The sequence below is a fragment of the Roseovarius sp. genome, from assembly GCF_040223625.1.
Lineage (GTDB): Bacteria > Pseudomonadota > Alphaproteobacteria > Rhodobacterales > Rhodobacteraceae > Roseovarius.
Window position 1 is genome coordinate 15,885 of sequence record NZ_JAVKFX010000032.1, and the last position, 17,387, is coordinate 33,271.

21 protein-coding genes are annotated in these 17,387 nt (G+C 66.1%); 14 read left to right on the forward strand and 7 right to left on the reverse strand.

What is annotated here, in order from left to right:
* The first annotated feature begins 227 nt into the window (after positions 1-227).
* Positions 228-599 carry a hypothetical protein gene (locus RLN94_RS09080; RefSeq protein ID WP_350130075.1) on the forward strand — a complete coding sequence of 124 codons (372 nt, stop codon included), beginning with the start codon at positions 228-230 and terminating at the stop codon, positions 597-599.
* On the forward strand, positions 596-793 hold the full coding sequence (locus RLN94_RS09085; RefSeq protein WP_350130077.1) for a helix-turn-helix transcriptional regulator: 198 nt from the start codon (positions 596-598) through the stop codon (positions 791-793). Before RLN94_RS09080 ends, RLN94_RS09085 begins: the two co-directional genes overlap by 4 nt.
* A gap of 151 nt (positions 794-944) precedes the next feature.
* On the opposite strand, the gene map is transcribed toward RLN94_RS09085, so the two are convergent.
* Entirely contained in the window at positions 945-1,799 is an 855-nt protein-coding gene (gene map, locus RLN94_RS09090; RefSeq protein ID WP_350130079.1) for a type I methionyl aminopeptidase, read from the reverse strand.
* Between the two features lie 136 nt (positions 1,800-1,935).
* Between map and RLN94_RS09095 the strand changes: the two genes are divergently transcribed.
* Complete coding sequence (locus RLN94_RS09095; RefSeq protein ID WP_350130081.1) at positions 1,936-2,589, forward strand: hypothetical protein; 654 nt, start codon at positions 1,936-1,938, stop codon at positions 2,587-2,589.
* Here the strand turns inward: RLN94_RS09095 and sfsA are convergent.
* On the reverse strand, positions 2,567-3,286 hold the full coding sequence (sfsA, locus tag RLN94_RS09100) for a DNA/RNA nuclease SfsA (protein ID WP_350130083.1): 720 nt from the start codon (positions 3,284-3,286) through the stop codon (positions 2,567-2,569). The two genes, RLN94_RS09095 and sfsA, sit on opposite strands and share 23 nt — an antisense overlap.
* A 48-nt stretch (positions 3,287-3,334) precedes the next feature.
* Here sfsA and RLN94_RS09105 point away from each other — a divergent pair, with 48 nt between their 5' ends.
* The 6 genes from RLN94_RS09105 to RLN94_RS09130 all read left to right on the forward strand — a co-directional run bounded on the left by RLN94_RS09105 (position 3,335) and on the right by RLN94_RS09130 (position 7,697).
* Positions 3,335-4,057, forward strand: coding sequence for a competence/damage-inducible protein A (locus RLN94_RS09105; RefSeq protein ID WP_350130085.1), 723 nt, complete (start codon positions 3,335-3,337; stop codon positions 4,055-4,057).
* Complete coding sequence (locus tag RLN94_RS09110) at positions 4,054-4,788, forward strand: GNAT family N-acetyltransferase (protein ID WP_350130087.1); 735 nt, start codon at positions 4,054-4,056, stop codon at positions 4,786-4,788. Before RLN94_RS09105 ends, RLN94_RS09110 begins: the two co-directional genes overlap by 4 nt.
* Complete coding sequence (locus RLN94_RS09115; RefSeq protein ID WP_350130089.1) at positions 4,785-5,357, forward strand: peroxidase-related enzyme; 573 nt, start codon at positions 4,785-4,787, stop codon at positions 5,355-5,357. The genes RLN94_RS09110 and RLN94_RS09115 overlap by 4 nt, the downstream gene beginning before the upstream one ends.
* A 62-nt stretch (positions 5,358-5,419) precedes the next feature.
* A complete protein-coding gene (locus RLN94_RS09120; RefSeq protein ID WP_350168843.1) occupies positions 5,420-6,316 on the forward strand; it encodes an OmpA family protein in 897 nt (298 codons plus the stop codon).
* Positions 6,317-6,321: 5 nt separating this feature from the next.
* Complete coding sequence (locus RLN94_RS09125) at positions 6,322-7,161, forward strand: carbon-nitrogen hydrolase family protein (RefSeq protein ID WP_350130177.1); 840 nt, start codon at positions 6,322-6,324, stop codon at positions 7,159-7,161.
* A gap of 80 nt (positions 7,162-7,241) precedes the next feature.
* Complete coding sequence (locus tag RLN94_RS09130; RefSeq protein ID WP_350130093.1) at positions 7,242-7,697, forward strand: methylated-DNA--[protein]-cysteine S-methyltransferase; 456 nt, start codon at positions 7,242-7,244, stop codon at positions 7,695-7,697.
* Here the strand turns inward: RLN94_RS09130 and RLN94_RS09135 are convergent.
* Genes RLN94_RS09135 through fsa form a run of 4 tightly spaced genes read right to left on the reverse strand, consistent with a single transcriptional unit; the run spans position 7,694 to position 10,737 of the window.
* Positions 7,694-8,392, reverse strand: a complete 699-nt coding sequence (locus RLN94_RS09135) for a CDP-alcohol phosphatidyltransferase family protein (RefSeq protein ID WP_350130095.1) — start codon at positions 8,390-8,392, stop codon at positions 7,694-7,696. The genes RLN94_RS09130 and RLN94_RS09135 overlap by 4 nt on opposite strands.
* Before the next feature lie 35 nt (positions 8,393-8,427).
* Complete coding sequence (locus tag RLN94_RS09140; RefSeq protein ID WP_350130097.1) at positions 8,428-9,342, reverse strand: tyrosine recombinase XerC; 915 nt, start codon at positions 9,340-9,342, stop codon at positions 8,428-8,430.
* Positions 9,339-10,046 carry a DUF484 family protein gene (locus RLN94_RS09145; RefSeq protein WP_350130099.1) on the reverse strand — a complete coding sequence of 236 codons (708 nt, stop codon included), beginning with the start codon at positions 10,044-10,046 and terminating at the stop codon, positions 9,339-9,341. Before RLN94_RS09145 ends, RLN94_RS09140 begins: the two co-directional genes overlap by 4 nt.
* A gap of 37 nt (positions 10,047-10,083) precedes the next feature.
* A complete protein-coding gene (gene fsa / locus RLN94_RS09150) occupies positions 10,084-10,737 on the reverse strand; it encodes a fructose-6-phosphate aldolase (protein ID WP_350130101.1) in 654 nt (217 codons plus the stop codon).
* Between the two features lie 87 nt (positions 10,738-10,824).
* On the opposite strand from fsa, the gene RLN94_RS09155 reads away from it, so the two are divergent.
* From RLN94_RS09155 to RLN94_RS09175, 5 genes are all read left to right on the forward strand, one after another.
* Positions 10,825-13,023, forward strand: coding sequence for a primosomal protein N' (locus tag RLN94_RS09155; RefSeq protein WP_350130103.1), 2,199 nt, complete (start codon positions 10,825-10,827; stop codon positions 13,021-13,023).
* Between the two features lie 46 nt (positions 13,024-13,069).
* Entirely contained in the window at positions 13,070-14,200 is a 1,131-nt protein-coding gene (locus RLN94_RS09160; RefSeq protein WP_350130105.1) for a flavin-containing monooxygenase, read from the forward strand.
* A 63-nt stretch (positions 14,201-14,263) separates the two neighbouring features.
* Positions 14,264-15,496: an MFS transporter gene (locus tag RLN94_RS09165; protein ID WP_350158538.1), complete on the forward strand. Its 1,233-nt coding sequence runs from the start codon at positions 14,264-14,266 to the stop codon at positions 15,494-15,496.
* A 22-nt stretch (positions 15,497-15,518) separates the two neighbouring features.
* Entirely contained in the window at positions 15,519-16,394 is an 876-nt protein-coding gene (locus tag RLN94_RS09170) for a 50S ribosomal protein L11 methyltransferase (protein ID WP_350130109.1), read from the forward strand.
* A 113-nt stretch (positions 16,395-16,507) separates the two neighbouring features.
* Positions 16,508-16,849, forward strand: coding sequence for a hypothetical protein (locus tag RLN94_RS09175; RefSeq protein WP_350130111.1), 342 nt, complete (start codon positions 16,508-16,510; stop codon positions 16,847-16,849).
* A 129-nt stretch (positions 16,850-16,978) separates the two neighbouring features.
* Here RLN94_RS09175 and RLN94_RS09180 read toward each other — a convergent pair whose 3' ends face one another.
* Complete coding sequence (locus RLN94_RS09180; protein ID WP_350130113.1) at positions 16,979-17,167, reverse strand: DUF1127 domain-containing protein; 189 nt, start codon at positions 17,165-17,167, stop codon at positions 16,979-16,981.
* Positions 17,168-17,387: the final 220 nt, after the last annotated feature.

Here is a 17,387-nt window from a genome sequence, read left to right on the forward strand (position 1 = left end):
AGGAAAGGCCCCGCCACCCGGCGGGGCCTTTCTCATTATGCCCCACCCGGCCTCATGTCCTTCCCGTCCCGGCCCCCGAGCCGGGACCTCGCTGCACCAAACCTGCCGCCGTAGGGTGGGTGAAACCCACCTCCCCCCACATCAAAACCCAAAAATGTAAAGCACCCTTGACATCTCCCGGCCTTTCCCCCAATTGTAAAGCACACTTTACAACAGGAGGCCGCCCGATGAAACGCAACCTCGCCCTCATGCTCGTGGGCTTCGCCGCCTACGCCTTTGCCCTGTTCTTCTCGCAGAAGCTCCTGCAGGCCGGTCCCCACGGCGATACCGCCCGCATCCTCCTATCCCTCGCCCCCATGCTGCCCGCCATCTTCATCTGCGGCGTCATCATCCGCACCATCCGCCACCTAGACGAGATGCAGCGCAAGATGCAGTTCGAGGCGCTGGCCTTCGCCTTCGCCGGAACCGCCCTTCTCACCTTCGGCTACGGCTTCCTCGAAGGTGCGGGCCTGCCGACTTTGTCGATGTTCGTGGTCTGGCCGCTGATGGCCGCGCTCTGGGTGATCGGCACCGTCATCGGCCGCATCCGCTACGGATGAGGAACCGCATTCACGAGCTGCGCCGCCAGCGCGGCTGGTCGCAGGCCGACCTCGCCAGCCAGCTCGGCGTCTCGCGCCAGACGGTCAACGCCCTCGAACGTGGCCGCTACGATCCCAGCCTGCCGCTGGCCTTCACCATCGCCCGCCTGTTCGGCGCCACGATCGAAGAGGTGTTCGAGCCCGATCCGGAGTGAATCGCAACGCCCGGCGCGTTAACCCGGCCCGACAGGCCGGGGCGTCGGCAAAAAATACCGACGTAATACCGACGTGAAACCGACGCGATACCGACATCGGGTTTGGCCGTCTTTTCAGTGAATTAACCCGTGATTCGCAGGAACTAGGGGATCACCCCCAGGTGGGGTGGAATTTACCCGCTGTCGACAGCGTGAAGATCTCGCACCCGTCCGCCGTCACCCCGATGGAATGCTCGAACTGCGCGGAAAGCGACTTGTCCCGCGTGATCGCCGTCCAGTCATCCGACAGCACCTTGGTTTCCGGCCGCCCGAGGTTCACCATCGGCTCGATGGTGAAGAACATGCCTTCCTCCAGAATCGGCCCCGTCCCGGGGCGGCCATAATGCAGCACATTGGGCGGCGCATGGAACACCCGGCCCAGCCCGTGACCGCAGAAGTCCCTGACAACGCTCATCTTATGGCCTTCGACGAAGGTCTGGATCGCATGGCCGATATCGCCGAACGTGTTGCCCGGCTTCACCGCCTCGATCCCCTTCATCAGGCTGTCATGGGTCACCTGCATCAGCCGCTCGGCATAGGGCTTCGGCTGGCCGGCCACGAACATCCGGCTGGTGTCGCCATACCAGCCATCGACGATCACCGTGACGTCGATATTCAGGATGTCTCCGTCCATCAGCGTATCATCCGTCCGCCGGTTGGTGTCGTTCTTCCATTTCGGCAGCTTGCTGCCCGGAATCCCGTGGCAAACCACATGGTTGACGCTGATACAGCTCGCGTGCTGGTACCCTTTGTACCCGATCGTCGCCGAGGTCGCCCCGGCCTTGTTAACATGGTCCTCGATCAACCGGTCCAGCGCGCCGGTGGTCTGGCCCACTTGCACATGCGGCGCCACTTCGTCGAGGATACGCGACGCCAGCTCGCCGGCCTTGCGCATGCCGACAAAGTCGTCCCGCTCATGGATGCGGATCCCGTCGCGCGTCAGCTTGCCGCGATGTTCGTTCTTCACGGTTGGCTCCCGTAACTACCCGTTCCGCGTCTATCTATGACAGATGGCCCGGATGTGCCAGAGGGCCCGCCTGCGGCCTTCTGTGCCGCGCGGTTCCGGTGTAATCTGCCATCATTGTCAGACCAAAGGTAGTGCCATGAACGGATTCTCCAAGCTTTTTCACCTGTTAGCCTCTGCCCTGCTTATCTCTGCGGCGGCCCCGGTCCGGGCCGATGACTGCCTCGCCGAGGTTCAGGCCCTCTGGGCCACGGGCGCCCCGCTCGACGCCTATCAGCGCCCGCCGCACCGCCACGTCAACACCGTGCGCGATGCCGACGGCACCGTGACACAGGTCTACGGGTCGATCATCGAAACGCCCCTGCGCACCATCGCCGGCGTCGATGGCGCCAACATGACCATGGCGATCGACAACGATATCTGGACAGGCCCGGGCGAAAACGGCCCCTGGACCCCGCAGCAGGGCTTCACCGGCGACCGCCGCGCCCAGCACGAGGCCGACCGGCAGCAGCGACAGGCCAACGTGACCGATATCACCTGCCACGGCACGGTGGAGGTCGACGGCGCCAGCTACCTCTCCTACAGCTTCACAACCAAGTCCGACCCGAACGAGGAGATGGGCGGCATCTGGTACGGCTCGTCCGACACGGTCTATATCGACCCGGAGACCCAACGGGTCATGATCTGGGAGATGGACAGCTTCGTCTCCTCCTGGGCGCCCGACCCCAACGGCGAACAGCACCGCGTGGTCTATACCTACGACCCCTCGGTCAAGGTGACACGGCCGGAGTGAACGCCAGCGGCCCCGCCACTTCCACGGCTTCTGGAGTGATCGCACATCCAAGGCAGATGGTCTCGACCCCGGCCGCGCTGGCCGCCTCGTAGGCCGCCGCATAGGCCGGGTCGATATCCGCCGCCAGCGTGACCGCCGCGCAATCGGTGCGCTGGACAAGGAACAGCATCACCGCCCGGTGCCCGGCCCGCGCCATTTCCGCCAGTTCCAGCAGGTGCTTGCGCCCCCGCGCCGTCACGCTGTCGGGAAACTCCGCCAGCCCCGCCTGCCGCGACAGGGTGACCGACTTCACCTCCACGTAGGCATCCGGCAACCCGTTCTCCTGCAACAGGAAATCGATCCGACTCCCGGCGCCGTACTTCCGCTCGGGCAGCACCGTGCCATAGCCTTCCAGCCCCGGCACCGCCCGCCCCTCCAACGCCGCCTTCAGCGCCCGGTTCGGCAGCCCGGTATCGACGCCGGTGAAATGCCCGTTGCCGTGATCCACCAGCCGCCAGCCATAATCCAGCTTCTTCCTCGGGTCGTCATTCGGCTCGACCCAGATGCGCATCCCCGGCTCGGCCAGCCCCATCATCGAGCCCGGGTTGGCGCAATGCGCCACCACCTCGCGCCCGTCCGCCTCCAGCCGGATATCGGCAAGAAACCGTTTGTACCGGCGAAGAAGCCGCGCCGGCTCAAGAGGGGTTTGAAAGCGCATGACGCAGGGCCTATACCGATCCGGCGACCCGTTCAAGAAAGGCCGAGAATGCCAAACCCCACCGCCGCCATGCTCGTCATCGGGGATGAAATCCTCTCGGGCCGCACGCGCGACGCCAACATGCACCACCTCGCCAAGGTGCTGACGCAACGCGGCATCGACCTGCGCGAGGTGCGCGTTGTCAGCGACGATCCCGACGCCATCACAAACGCCGTGAAAACCCTGTCGGACACCTACGATCACCTCTTCACCTCCGGCGGTATCGGGCCCACCCATGACGACATCACCGCCGACAACGTGGCCCGCGCCTTCGACACCCCGATCGACGTGCGCGAGGATGCCCGCGCCCTGCTTGCCGCCCATTACGAGAAAAGCGGCCAGTCCCTGAACGAGGCCCGCCTGCGCATGGCCAGCATCCCCGAGGGCGCAACGCTCATCGACAACCCGGTCAGCGCCGCGCCCGGCTTCACGCTGGGCAACGTGCATGTCATGGCCGGCGTGCCCCGCATCTTCGAGGCGATGCTGGAAAGCGTCTTGCCGACCATCACAGGCGGCGCGCCCGTGCTGTCGCAAACGCTTCAGATCATGCGGCCCGAGGGCGATATCGCAGGCCCGCTGGCAGAGCTGGCACGGCGTTATCCGGACCTGTCGATGGGCTCCTACCCGTTCCAGCGCGAGGGGGCGTTCGGCGCCAATGTCGTGCTGCGCGGGCCCGATCCCGAAAGGCTCGACGCCGCGATGGCCGAGCTGCGCAAGGCCTTCCCCGAGTGACCCCCGAAATCGAAACCCTCTACGGCGTGATCGACGCCACATGGGCCCCCGCTGCCATGACCCAGGCCGGCCCATGGACGATCCGCGAAGGGCAGGGCGGCGGCCAGCGCGTCTCGGCCGCCACGGCGAACGGTCCGGTCACCGAAGGCGACCTGCCCCAGGCCGAAGAGGCGATGCGTGCGCTCGGCCAGACGCCGCTTTTCATGATCCGCATGGGCGACGACGCCCTCGACACGATGCTCGACGCGCGTGGCTACAAGGTGGTCGATCCCGTCCACCTCTGGATCGGCGAAGCCCAGCCCCTCGCCGACGTGGCCGGCCCGCGCGCCAAGGCCTACGCCGTGTGGGAGCCACTGGCGATTCAGGTCGACATGTGGGCCGAGGGCGGCATCGGCCCCGGCCGCATCGCCGTGATGCACCGGGTCGCCGCCACCAAGACCTCGATCATCGGCCGGTTCGAGCACACCCCCGCCGCCACCGCCTTTGTCGGCTTGCACGCCGGCGTCGGCATGATCCACGCGCTCGAAGTGCCCGCAGCCCTGCGGCGCAAGGGCGTTGCCGTGCGCGTCTGTCGCCAGGCCGCGCTCTGGACGGTGCAGAACGGCGGCACGTTCATCTCGGCCCTTTGCACACAGGCCAACACCGGCGCCAACGCCCTCTATGCTTCCCTCGGCCTCGGGGTTGTGGGACAGTATCACTACCGCAAACTACAGGAAGACAGCCCGTCATGAGCCAAGACGATCAGCCCACCACCCTCGATCTGCCGATGGCCGACCCGCTGCCGCCCGAGACGCAGAAATACTTCGACGTCTGCATGGACAAGCTGGGCATGGTGCCGAACGTGCTCAAGGCCTACGCCTTCGATATCGACAAGCTCAATGCCTTCACGGCCATGTATAACGACCTGATGCTGGCCGATAGCGGGCTCACCAAGCTGGAGCGCGAGATGATCGCGGTGGTCGTCTCGTCGATCAACCGCTGCTGGTACTGCCAGGTGGCCCATGGGGCCGCCGTGCGCGCCTTGTCGGGCAAGCCCGAACTGGGCGAGGCGATGGTGATGAACTGGCGCATGGCCGACCTCGATGCGAAACAGACCGCCATGCTGACCTTCGCCGAGAAGGTGACCAAGGCCAGCGCCGAGGTGACCGAGGATGACAGGCAGGCCCTGCGCGACGCGGGCTTTTCCGACCGCGATATCTGGGACATCGCTAGCGTCGTCGGCTTCTTCTCCATGTCGAACCGCGTGGCCAGCGCGACGGGGATGCTGCCCAACCCCGAATACCACGCCCAGGCCCGCTGACCCTGTTGGCCGGACTGACGCGCCTCCTTCTTCTGTTCCCGCTTCTGGCCGGGGAGGCCTGCATGGCGCAGGCGCTCGACCTGACCGTGCCGGGCGATGCCGACCTCACCCGCGAAGAGCAGAGCGCGGCCGATTCCTACCTTCTTCCCACCGGGCCCTACTCCGACGGCCAGGTCCCCTCGATCGACGTCGAGGGGCTCGTCACCCGCCAGTCCTGGCGGATCGAGGGCGAGGGGCTGACGACGCTCAAGCTGCTGACCCCCCTGCGCGACCAGTTGCGGGAGGCGGGCTACGAGATCCTCTTCGACTGCGCCGACCGGGAATGCGGGGGGTTCGATTTCCGCTTCAACATCAGCGTCCTGCCCGCGCCGGACATGTTCGTCGACCTGTTCGATTTCCGCTTCCTGTCGGCGCGGCGAAAGGACGGTCCGGCCGTCGAATACGTCACATGCCTCGTCAGCCTGACGGGCGAAACCGGCTACCTGCAGCTTGTCATCGTAGGCGACGGACAGGCCCCCACGGTCGAGATCGGCGACATCGGCACCCTGTCCCCGGTCGCCCCGCCGCAGCCGGTCGAGGCGGCGAAGCTGATCGAGCAGCTCATGGGGCAGGGGCACGTGGTGCTTCCCGACCTCGAGTTCGACAGCGGATCGGCAGCCCTGGCGGAAGGGCCCTACGACTCGCTCGCGGCGCTTGCGGCCTTCCTGAACGGCAACGCGGCGCGGCGCATCGCGCTGGTGGGACATACCGATACGGTGGGCGGGCTCGACCCGAACGTCGCCCTCTCCCGCCGCCGCGCGGCCTCGGTGCTGGAACGGCTGGTGTCGCGCTACGAGGTGCCGCGCGCACAGATGGAATCGAACGGCATGGGCTACCTCTCGCCCGTGGCGCCCAACACCACCGAGGCCGGGCGCGAGGCCAACCGCCGGGTCGAGGCCGTCCTGCTGAGCGCCGAGTGACCGGAATGGCCGGCCCGGCGTCGCTCCGCCTGCTCGCCTGCCAGATCGACGTGCCGCCCATGACCCGCGCCGAAGAACGCGACGCGCATCTGGCGCGGACGATGCGGCTTGTCTCCGACGCGCTGTCCGAGCGGCCCGCCGACCTCGTCGTGCTGCCCGAACTGTCCAGCATCGACTACTCCCGCCCCGCCTTCGACGCGCTGGATGCCCTGGCCGAACCGCTGGAGGGCCCGTCGTTCGAGGCATGGGCCAAGGTGGCACAGACGCATGACACCCATGTCGTCTTCGGCTTTGCCCGGCAGGCGGGCCGCGACAGGTTCATCAGCATGGGCGTGGCCGCGCCGGATGGTACCTGCCTCGGCGCCTACGACAAGCTGCACCTCTGCCAGTACGGCGCCTCGATGGAGAAGGAGTATTTCACCCGCGGCGATCACGTCCTGACCTTCGACGTCAACGGCCTCACCTGCGCCCCGATCATCTGCTACGACATTCGCATCCCGGAACTGACCCGCAGCCTGACCCTGAAACACCGGGCCGACATTATCCTGCACAGCGGCGCCTATTACCGCGACGAAAGCTTTGCCACCTGGCACGACTTCATCACCGTTCGGGCGCTGGAAAACCAGGTCTACCTGCTCAGCCTGAACCGGGCGGGCACACATTTCGGCGGCTCGGCCTTCTGCCGCCCGTGGATGGACGAAAGCCGGCCGAAACACCTGTTCGACCCCCACAAGGAAGACCTCCGCTGGTTCGACGTGACCAGAACCGAGATCACCGAGGCGCGGGAGGGGTACACCTTCCTGAAGGACCGGCTGCCGGATTACGACACGCTGCCCCGAGGCTAACCGCGTCAATGCGCAGGATTCGGGGCGCACGGCCCCCCGAAACGCGCTATCCTCCGCGGCAACGCCGAAGGAGGCCGCCCATGTATTCCGCAACCCTGCCCACGCCGGTCGGTCCGCTGACCGTCACCAGCAACGGCACCGCCATCACCCGTGTCACGTGGGACGGGTCCGAAGGCCACGACGACCGCCCCGAACTGGCCGAAGCCCTGTCACAGCTCGACGCCTACTTCGCCGGAACGCGCAAGGATTTCGACCTCCCCCTCGCCGTCGAGGCGCCCGATTTCCAGGTCTCGGTATGCGAGGTCATGCAATCCATCCCCTTCGGCGAAACGCTCACCTACGGCGATATCGCCAAGCGCCTCGGCGTGCCGGCCCAGACCGTGGGCCAGGCCTGCGGCGGCAACCCGATCCCGGTGATCATCCCTTGCCACCGCGTTCTCGGCGCGACCACTCTTGGCGGGTACTCAGGTGAAGGCGGTGTGGAAACCAAGGTCTGGCTGCTCCGCCGCGAGGGCGCGGCGGGCCTGCTGATCTAGGCCTTGCGGCGTTCCGGGATGATCTGCTGCACGATCCCGGCAAACAGCAGGTAGACGCTCGTCGTCACCAGCCCCCAATGCGCCCAGCTTTCCGGGTGGAAATCGACCCACGCCGCCCAGCCGGCAAAGAAGGTCCACGCCACCGCAATCGGCAGCGTCACGACCCGCCAGCGCTTGGTCCGCGCCGGGTGCACGAATTTCAGCGGCAGGAACATCGCCACCGCCATCGCCACCACCAGCACGAGGATCAGCCAGAAATTCGGCTCGACCGCGAACAGCACCAGCACCAGCATGTTCCAGCAGCCGGGAAAGCCGTGGAACGAGTTGTCCTTGGTCTTCATCTTGGTATCGGCGAAATACATCGCGCTGGCATAGGTGATTACGATGATCGCGAACCAGCCCGTCCAGCCCGGCAACAGGTCAGAGCTGAACAGCGCGAAGGCCGGGATGAAGACATAGGTCAGGTAGTCGATGATCAGGTCGAGCAGCACGCCGTCGAACCGCGGCGAGTATTTCTGCACCTGGTAATGCCGCGCCAGCGGCCCGTCGACACCATCAACGGCAAAGGCCACCACCAGCCAGAGGAACATCAGGTCCCATTTCTCATCCACCGCCGCCAGCATGGCCAGCATGGCGAACACCGCGCCCGTGGCGGTCAGAAGGTGAACGAGGAGAGCCTTGAACGTATCCGTCATATGGGTGTCATGAAGCAAAACCGCCTGCGGCGCAATTAGGCTTTGGGGTGGGCACGGCGATAGACCTCCATCAGCCGCGCGGTATCGACAGCGGTATAGGCCTGCGTGGTGGAAAGCGAGGCATGACCAAGCAGTTCCTGGATCGCCCGCAAGTCTCCCCCGGCATTCAGCAGGTGCGTGGCAAAGCTGTGGCGCATGGCATGCGGCGTCACGCTGGCGGGCAGGCCGAGCTGCAGGCGGACCTGCTCGACCACCTTCTGCACCGCCCGCGGCCCCAGTGCCCCGCCGCGGACGCCGCGGAAGATGGCGGCACCCGGCTCGGCGGGGTAGGGGCAAAGCCGCAGGTACACGGCGACGGCCTTCCGCGCTGGCGCGATGACCGGCACGATCCGCTCCTTGCCGCCCTTGCCGGTGATCCGCAACACCTCGCCCAGCGGCAGGTCGGCGCCCTTCAGGCCAAGCGCCTCGGATATCCGCAGCCCGCAGCCGTACAGCAACGTCACAACGGCCTGATCCCGCGCCGCAACCCATGGCTCCTGCGATTGCAGGTCAAGCGTGTCGATCACCCCCTGCGCCGCATCCTCGGCCAATGGGCGGGGCAGCTTCTTCTGGAACTTGGGCGCCTTGGCCGCCATCACCGTGGTGGCGTCGAAATCCTCGCGTTCGGACAGCCAGCGATAGAAACTCTTCACCGCCGACAGCTTCCGCGCCAGCGACCGCGCGCCGATCTCCTGCCCGCGGCAGCGCGCCATCCAGCTTCGCATGTCCGACAGCGTGACGGACTTGAGCGCGCCGATGCCTTGCAAGCCGCCCTTGTGCTCGGTCAGGAACCCAAGGAAACCCGATACGTCGCGCCTGTAGGCGTCAAGCGTGTTGTCCGAGGCGCCCTTCAGCGCCTTCTGCGATTGCAGCCAGCCCTGAAGCGCGGACTGTGCGGCGTCGGAGATCATGACAGCCAGCGGCGCATCGCCCTTTCGAAAACGCCGGTGAAGAAAGCCAGCAGGTCGGTGCCCTGCTGCGGGCTGAACTGGTGCGGGTCCTCGGCCCCCATGGCCAGCATGCCGGGCAGGCGCCCCTTGCCGAAATCGAGCATCAGGCAGGCCTCCGACCGGATGAACTGCGCCCGCGCGCCATAGATTCGCGCGTCGCCCTCGCTCAACTGCCGCAAGGTGACCTGCCGGGGCTGGCCGGGCCGGCCCGCGGTCAGGTAATCCTCGATGAAACCGGGCTCTGCCACCGACAGCACGTCGCCCAGCTTGCGTACCGCCGGATCCTCGTCATCCTGCACCGTTTCCAGCACCAGTTTCACGCAATCCACCCTCAGGATATCCGCCACCTCGCCGCCGAGGTCGCGCAGGAAGGTCTCGAAATCCGTCGGGTCCAGCATCCGCAGAACCGCGCGATGCACTTGGTTGGTGCCCGACAGGTTCTCGTAGGCCGCGGCGATCACGCTGCGATGGGTATCCTCCAGCCGGGCAAGCCGCGCCTCGAGCCGTTCCATCGCGATGCCGCGCAGGTCGACGATATTGCCGCCCATCGCGCGCTCGTTCGCCGCGATCAGGGCGCGCATAAGGTCCTGATCCTCAAGGATGACATCGGGTTGCGAGATGATCTTCTCGCGCATCTGGTCGTTCATGGCTGGGCTGCTGCTCATTCCTGCCTCTTTATCTTTTTCGATTTTATAGCACGCCCTACAGGATTTTCTGCCCTGTTTTTTCCCAATCGCTCAGGAACGCCTCGAGCCCCTTGTCGGTCAGCGGATGCTCCGCCATTTTCTTGATCACATCCGGCGGCGCGGTCATCACGTCAGAGCCGATGCGCGCGGCCTCGAAGGCGTGATTCACCGTGCGGATCGAGGCGGCGAGGATCTCGGTCTCGAAATCGTAATTGTCGTAGATCTGCCGGATATCCGCGATCAGCTGCATCCCGTCGAGGTTGATGTCGTCCAGACGCCCGATGAAGGGGCTGATGAAGCTCGCCCCCGCCTTAGCCGCCAGCAGCGCCTGGTTTGCCGAGAAGCACAGCGTCACGTTGACCATGTGGCCTTCGTTCGTCAGCACGTTGCAGGCCTTCAGCCCGTCCCATGTCAGCGGTACCTTCACGGCGATATTGTCGGCGATCTTGGCCAGTTTCCGGCCCTCGGCGATCATCTCGTCGGCCGTCAGTGCGACCACTTCGGCACTCACCGGGCCGCTGACGATCGCGGTGATCTCCTTGGTCACCTCGAGGATGTCACGCCCCGATTTCAGGATCAGCGAGGGGTTCGTGGTGACCCCGTCGACGACGCCGAGGTCGTTCAGTTCCTTGATCGCGTCCACATCTGCGGTATCTACGAAAAACTTCATGGCGCACCCTTTCAAGCGGCTTGGGTCTGGTTGGCTTTGCGTTTACCCCATAGATTGATTTGCCGAAACCCTTGAAGGAGCGATTGCGTGGCCAAGGCGCCGGGATTCTTTGCCGAAGGCGAGCTTGTGGGCGTGCTGACGACGCAACCGCTCGACCGGCTGCTCGACTACAAGGCGCCCGAGGGTGGCTGCCAGCCAGGCGCCTTCGTCGAGGTTCCGCTGGGCCCGCGCAAGGTTCTTGGCGTGGTCTGGGGGGCCGGCAAGGGCGATTTCGACGCCTCGAAGATCCGCTCGGTGATCCGGGTGCTCGACGTGGCGCCAATGCGCGAAGAGTTGCAGGCTTTCCTCGCACGCGCCGGCGACTACACGCTCACTTCCATGCCCGCGATGCTGCGGCTCGCCACCCGCGCACCGGGGCTGGGCGACCCGCCCTCGATGCGCAAGGTCTATCACCTCGGCGATGCCGAGCCCGACCGGATGACCGACGCCCGCCGTCGTGTGCTCGAGGTGCTGCGCGATTATGGCGGGCTGTCCTTCACCTTGAAGGAACTGGCCGAACAGGCGGGGGTGACTTCCTCTGTGGTCAAGGGGCTGGTGAAACACGGCGCCGTGGGGGAGGAGGACACGCCGCGCGACGTGCCCTTCCCAACGCTTCAGCCCGATATCGCCGGGGTGGACCTGACCGGCGAACAGGCCGAGGCGGTCGAGGTTCTGCAAGAAGGTATCCGTTCGGGGGCCTACGGCACGACGCTGCTGCGGGGGGTCACCGGCTCCGGCAAGACCGAGGTCTATCTCGAAGCCGTGGCGGAAACCCTGCGTCAGAAGCGGCAGGCGCTGGTCCTCTTGCCGGAAATCGCGCTCACCACCGAGTTCCTCACCCGCATCGAGGCCCGCTTCGGCGCCCGCCCCGCCGAATGGCATTCCGGCGCCACGATGACCGAACGCCGCCGCATCTGGAAGATGGTGGGGCAGGGCGGCGCGCAGGTGGTCGTGGGCGCCCGCTCGGCCCTGTTCCTCCCTTTCCGCGACCTCGGGCTGATCGTCGTCGACGAGGAACACGACACCTCCTACAAGCAGGAGGACGGCGTGCTCTACAACGCCCGCGACATGGCCGTTCTGCGCGCCAGCCTGTGCGGCGCTCAGGTGGTGCTGGCCTCGGCCACGCCCAGCCTCGAAAGCTGGGCTAATGCCGAGGCGGGCAAATACCGCCGGCTCGACCTGACCTCGCGCTTCGGCGAGGCGGTGATGCCCGAAATGCGCGCCATCGACATGCGCGCCGAAACGCTGCCGTCGCAACGCTGGGTCTCGCCCACCCTGCAAAGGGCGGTCGAGGCGCGGCTGGCCAAAGGAGAGCAGGCGCTCCTCTTCCTCAACCGCCGCGGCTATGCGCCGGTCACGATCTGCCGGGCCTGCGGCCACCAGGTGGGCTGCGACCATTGCGACGCGCGGATGGTCGAGCATCGATTCCTCAAGCGCCTGATGTGCCACCAGTGCGGTGAGACCAAGCCGATGCCGCAGGTCTGCCCAAGCTGCGGCGCCGAGGACCGGATGGCCGCCGTCGGCCCCGGTGTCGAACGGATGTCGGAGGAGGCCGCCGCGATTTTCCCCGACGCCCGGATTGCCACGCTTTCCTCCGACCTTTTCGGCTCCGCTCGTGCCCTGAAGGAACAGATCGCCGAGATCGCCGAGGGCGGCGCCGATATCATCATCGGCACGCAGCTTGTCGCCAAGGGCCACAACTTTCCCAACCTCACGCTGGTGGGCGTGATCGACGCAGACCTTGGGCTTCAGGGCTCCGACCTGCGTGCCGCCGAGCGCACCTTCCAGCTCATGCGCCAGGTGGCCGGCCGCGCCGGGCGCACCGACAAGCCGGGCACTGCGCTGCTTCAGACCTTCCAGCCCGAACATCCGGTGATCCGCGCCATCCTCTCGGGCGACGAGGAAGGCTTCTGGGCCGCCGAGGCCGACGAACGGCGGCAGGCCGGCGTGCCCCCCTACGGCCGGATGGCCGGTATCGTGCTGTCCTCGACCGACATGCAGGAAGCCTTCGACATCGGCAACCAGCTGGCCCGCAACGATGGCCCGCTGCGCGCCGCCGGCGCACAGGTTTTCGGCCCGGCCCCGGCACCCATCGCCCGGGTGCGCGGGCGGCACCGGGTCCGGCTGCTGGTCAAGGCCCCCAAGGGCGTCGCACTGCAAGGCCCGGTGGCGCAATGGGTGGGGCAGGTGCGCGGCTCGAACCAGTTCCGCCTGAGTGTCGATATAGACCCGCAAAGTTTTTATTGATCCGCCCCCGGTTGACCGGCTGGCAGTGGTTCCGTCCAATGCGATCATGGAGGATGTCATTGTCATAGGCGCGGGGCCCGCAGGGCTTGCGCTGGGCGCCTGTCTGAAGGGCGAAGGACTGTCGCCGCTGATCCTAGAGCGCGAAGATACCGTCGGCAGCGCATGGCGCCGCCACTACCGGCGGCTGGCGCTGCATACCGACAAGAAACGTTCTTCCTTGCCCGGCCTACCCTTCCCGGAAGAGGCGCCGCGCTACGTGCCGCGGGCCCAGGTCGTGACCTATCTCGAGCGCTATGCCGAGGCGTTCGACCTGCACCCCCGCCTCGGGGCCGAAGTTGCTTGGGCGGAGCCCATGGAAACCGGCTGGCAGGTGACGCTGACCACGGGCGAGACACTCGCCACCCGCACCCTCGTCTTCGCCACCGGCGTCTCCGAAACCCCCCATTTCGCCACGTGGCCGGGCCTCGACAGCTTCCCCGGCCCGGTCGTCCATTCCCGTGCCTACCGCGCCCCCGGCGACCTGCCGGGCGAGCGGGTGCTGGTGGTGGGGTTCGGCAATTCCGACGGCGAACTGGCCATCGACCTGTCCGAGGCCGGCCGCAAGGTCGACATTGCCGTGCGCAGCCCGGTCAACCTTCTGCCGAAGGTGTTGTTCGGGCGGCCCATCGGCAACTGGGAGGTGCTGCAACGCATCTTCCCCTACCGCGTGGCCGACGCCATCACCGCCCCGATCCTGCGCTTGAAGATGGGCGACTATGCCCGCCTCGGCCTGCGCAAGTCCGACAAGGGCCCCATCGCACAGGTACGCGAGAACGGGCGTATCCCGCTCATCGACATCGGCACGCTCGACCTGATCCGCCGCGGCCGGATCAGGGTGCGCCCCGGCCTGTCGCGCGTCGAGGGCGCGCTGGTCACGTTCGATGACGACACCAGCGCGCAGTACGACGCGATCCTGCTGGCCACCGGCTACGAGGTCGATCTGCGCCCGCTCCTCGGGGCCCTGCCGGAGGTGCTCGACGAGACCGGCCGACCCGTCGCTTCGGGTGAACAGCTGGCGCCGGGGCTGTGGTTCTGCTCCTACCACACCGCCCCCAACGGCCAGCTCAGGGAAATCTCTCGGCAGGCGCCGGTCATCGCCCGGGCGGTGGCCGAACATCTGACGCGGGAGCCCGCCTGACGCACAGTTCACTGTGCGTCAATAGCGCTCGCCATTCCGGACGCTTCGGCGTAAAGCACGAACATGACCCGCACCGTGCCCCTTGCCGAAGCGAAACATCTGCCCGTCTGGCGGCGCCCGGTGACGCTTCTTTTCCTGATGGCCGCCGCCATGCCGGTGGCCTTCGCCACATGGTCGGCGCTCCTCAACAATTTCGTCATCGAGGTGGCGGGATTCGACGGCAAGGATATCGGCTGGCTGCACACGGTGCGCGAAATCCCCGGCTTCCTCGCCATCGGGGTGATCGCCATCATCATCTTCATGCGCGAACAGGTGCTGGGGCTGGTGTCGCTTCTGCTTCTCGGCGTGGCGACGGCGGTGACCGCGTGGTTTCCCAGCCTTGGCGGCATCCTGACCATCACCATGCTCAGCTCGATCGGCTTTCACTATTACGAGACGGTCAACCAGTCACTGCAACTGCAATGGCTCGACAAGCTGCGCGCGCCCAAGATGCTGGGCTGGCTGCTGGCGGCGGGGTCGGCGGCGACGCTGGTGGCCTATGGCCTGATCGTCGCCCTGTGGGAGCCGCTGGGCCTGACCTACAACATCGTCTACCTGCTCGCGGGTGGCGTGACCGCGGCGATCGCGATTTTCTGCATGTTCGCCTATCCGCAGTTCGAGGCGCCCAATCCGCAGGTCAAGAAGATGATCCTGCGGCGGCGCTACTGGCTCTACTACCTGCTGCAATTCATGGCCGGGGCACGGCGGCAGATCTTCGTCGTCTTCGCCGGGTTCATGATGGTCGAGAAGTTCGGTTTCGAGGTGCACGAAGTCACGGCGCTCTTCCTGATCAACCTCGTGGCCAACATGATCTTCGCCCCGCTGATGGGCCGGGCGGTGTTCCAGTTCGGCGAGCGCGCGACGTTGATCTTCGAGTATGCCGGGCTGGTCATCGTCTTCCTGGCCTATGGCGGCATCTATTATTTCGGCTGGGGCGTGCTGCTGGCCGCCGCGCTCTACGTGATCGACCACATGCTCTTCGCGCTGGCGCTGGCGCTGAAGACCTACTTCCAGAAGATCGCCGATCCGGGCGACATCGCGCCCACCGCCGCCGTCGCCTTCACCATCAACCACATCGCGGCGGTTTTCCTGCCGGCGCTGCTGGGCTATCTGTGGCTTGTTTCGCCCGGGGCGGTGTTCCTGCTGGCGGCCGGGATGGCAGGCACTTCGCTGCTACTGGCCACGCTGATCCCGCGCCACCCCGAACCGGGGCACGAAACGATCCTGTCGGGCGCGGCCCCCGCCCCGGCCGAGTGACGCACGACAAAGACGAGGCCCCATGCCCACCTACACCGCTCTGACCACCCTGTCCGGCAAAGCCCCCGCCGAGGCGCTGGGCGAGGATCTCGACCGGCTGACGCCCGAGCCCACGGGCATCGGCACGTTCGAGATCGAGGACGGCTCCGGCCTGTGGGAGGTGGGCGCCTATTTCGACGAACAACCCGACGAGGCCGGGCTGGCCGTTCTGGCGGCGATGCACGGCGCGAAGCCCTTCGTCGTGTCCGAACTGCCCGAGGTCGACTGGGTTGCCAAGGTCCGGCGCGAGCTGGTGCCGGTCGAGGCGGGCCGCTTCTTCGTCTATGGCAGCCACGATGCCGACAAGGTGCCGAGCGACAGCGTGCCGCTGCTCATCGAGGCGTCGATGGCCTTCGGCACCGGCCACCACGGCACGACACAGGGCTGCCTCCGGGCACTCGACAGGCTGGCGAATGACGGTTTCACGGCACGCCGCGTGCTCGACCTTGGCTGTGGCACGGCGGTGCTGGCCATGGGGGCCGCGCATACCTGGCCCGAGGCAACGATCCTCGCCAGCGATATCGACGAGGTCGCGGTCGAGGTGGCAGAGGCCAACCTTGCCGCGAACGACCTGGCCAACCGGGTCGACTGCATCGAGGCCGAAGGGCTCGATCATCCGGGCATCGCCGGTGCCGCGCCCTTCGACTTGATCTTCGCGAATATCCTCAAGGGCCCGCTCATCGCGCTGGCGCCCTCGATCACCGACGCGCTCGCACCGGGGGGATTCGTGATTCTCTCCGGCATCCTCAACGAACAGGCCGACGAGGTGATCGCGGTCTATTCGGAGGCAGGAAACAGTCTCTCCGACCGTTCCGAGATTGGTGAGTGGACCACGACAGTTCTACGCAAACCTGTCTGAAAAGCAGTGAAAAAGCGGTCTTTTTAAGGCGCGCGCCCAAGTTTCGCCACATTTTCTGCCTAGTTCTCGCCGCAATGTGGTGGGGGCCACGTTGGAAGAATATTGGTGCTGTCATGAGTAAATGGTTCGAGAAATCGCGCGGTCTGCACGCGGTCAAATCAATTCAGTCATGGTCCGACAATGACGGCCGGGCGGATGCCGGCGAAGACGGTGTGATCGTTCTGACGAACCACCGGCCCGAGGCGGCGATCACCCTCAAGGGGTTCACGCTGCTGGTCGCCGCATTTCTCGCCTTCAAAGGGGCCGTGATCGCCTCCCTCGGCCTGCCCCTCTATGCCGAGGCCATCGCGACGCTGGAAAGCGGCTCGCTTCTGGAACAGGCCGGCGCCTTCATCATGCGGCCGGATTTCGCCTCGCAGGCCGTGGCCGGCCAGCTGCTCCAGATCATTCAGTAAGCTTCGGTACGTTACCAGTTCCGCCCCGTTCGGGCAGTCCTCTCTCGAAAACGGAAAAGCCCTGTGCCGATGGTCGCGGCACAGGGCTTTTGCGTGAGTGGCGGCCCCGGAAACGAAGCTGCGGAAAACTCAGAACGTGATGCGGTCGATGTCGCCACGGACAAGACCGATATCGTCAAGCTCACGGTCGCTCAGTTGCGACAGGGCCCGACGGGTCATGCGGGCATCGTTCCATGCGGCAACGGTGCCGAACAGTTTGAACAGGCCGCCGAAAAGGCCGGCATGCGATGCGGTACGGGTGGTGTCGAGGACAGCCATGGTTATCTTCCTTCTAAACGCGCGGATTGCGGATGTGTGTGATTTATAGAGCGCCAGATAATTGGGCATTCGAACATCAGCAAGCTGGCTTCCTGCATAGTCCATATGCAAATCCTGCAAGGCTCGGGTGGCGGATAAACGCCTGTTAAGAAAACATTTTTGTGACTGGCTGCCTGCAGATGCCGCGCCGCAGCATGGAATCGACACTCTGAAGGCCGGA

Excerpts from the sequence above, each read along its gene's own strand:
- RLN94_RS09080 (WP_350130075.1), top strand. The coding sequence starts at position 228 with ATGAAACGCAACCTCGCCCTCATGCTCGTGGGCTTCGCCGCCTACGCC.
- RLN94_RS09085 (WP_350130077.1), top strand. The coding sequence starts at position 596 with ATGAGGAACCGCATTCACGAGCTGCGCCGCCAGCGCGGCTGGTCGCAG.
- RLN94_RS09095 (WP_350130081.1), top strand. The coding sequence starts at position 1,936 with ATGAACGGATTCTCCAAGCTTTTTCACCTGTTAGCCTCTGCCCTGCTT.
- sfsA (WP_350130083.1), bottom strand. The coding sequence starts at position 3,286 with ATGCGCTTTCAAACCCCTCTTGAGCCGGCGCGGCTTCTTCGCCGGTAC.
- RLN94_RS09105 (WP_350130085.1), top strand. The coding sequence starts at position 3,335 with ATGCCAAACCCCACCGCCGCCATGCTCGTCATCGGGGATGAAATCCTC.
- RLN94_RS09115 (WP_350130089.1), top strand. The coding sequence starts at position 4,785 with ATGAGCCAAGACGATCAGCCCACCACCCTCGATCTGCCGATGGCCGAC.
- RLN94_RS09120 (WP_350168843.1), top strand. The coding sequence starts at position 5,420 with ATGGCGCAGGCGCTCGACCTGACCGTGCCGGGCGATGCCGACCTCACC.
- RLN94_RS09125 (WP_350130177.1), top strand. The coding sequence starts at position 6,322 with ATGGCCGGCCCGGCGTCGCTCCGCCTGCTCGCCTGCCAGATCGACGTG.
- RLN94_RS09130 (WP_350130093.1), top strand. The coding sequence starts at position 7,242 with ATGTATTCCGCAACCCTGCCCACGCCGGTCGGTCCGCTGACCGTCACC.
- RLN94_RS09135 (WP_350130095.1), bottom strand. The coding sequence starts at position 8,392 with ATGACGGATACGTTCAAGGCTCTCCTCGTTCACCTTCTGACCGCCACG.
- RLN94_RS09140 (WP_350130097.1), bottom strand. The coding sequence starts at position 9,342 with ATGATCTCCGACGCCGCACAGTCCGCGCTTCAGGGCTGGCTGCAATCG.
- RLN94_RS09145 (WP_350130099.1), bottom strand. The coding sequence starts at position 10,046 with ATGAGCAGCAGCCCAGCCATGAACGACCAGATGCGCGAGAAGATCATC.
- fsa (WP_350130101.1), bottom strand. The coding sequence starts at position 10,737 with ATGAAGTTTTTCGTAGATACCGCAGATGTGGACGCGATCAAGGAACTG.
- RLN94_RS09160 (WP_350130105.1), top strand. The coding sequence starts at position 13,070 with ATGGAGGATGTCATTGTCATAGGCGCGGGGCCCGCAGGGCTTGCGCTG.
- RLN94_RS09165 (WP_350158538.1), top strand. The coding sequence starts at position 14,264 with ATGACCCGCACCGTGCCCCTTGCCGAAGCGAAACATCTGCCCGTCTGG.
- RLN94_RS09170 (WP_350130109.1), top strand. The coding sequence starts at position 15,519 with ATGCCCACCTACACCGCTCTGACCACCCTGTCCGGCAAAGCCCCCGCC.
- RLN94_RS09175 (WP_350130111.1), top strand. The coding sequence starts at position 16,508 with ATGAGTAAATGGTTCGAGAAATCGCGCGGTCTGCACGCGGTCAAATCA.
- RLN94_RS09180 (WP_350130113.1), bottom strand. The coding sequence starts at position 17,167 with ATGGCTGTCCTCGACACCACCCGTACCGCATCGCATGCCGGCCTTTTC.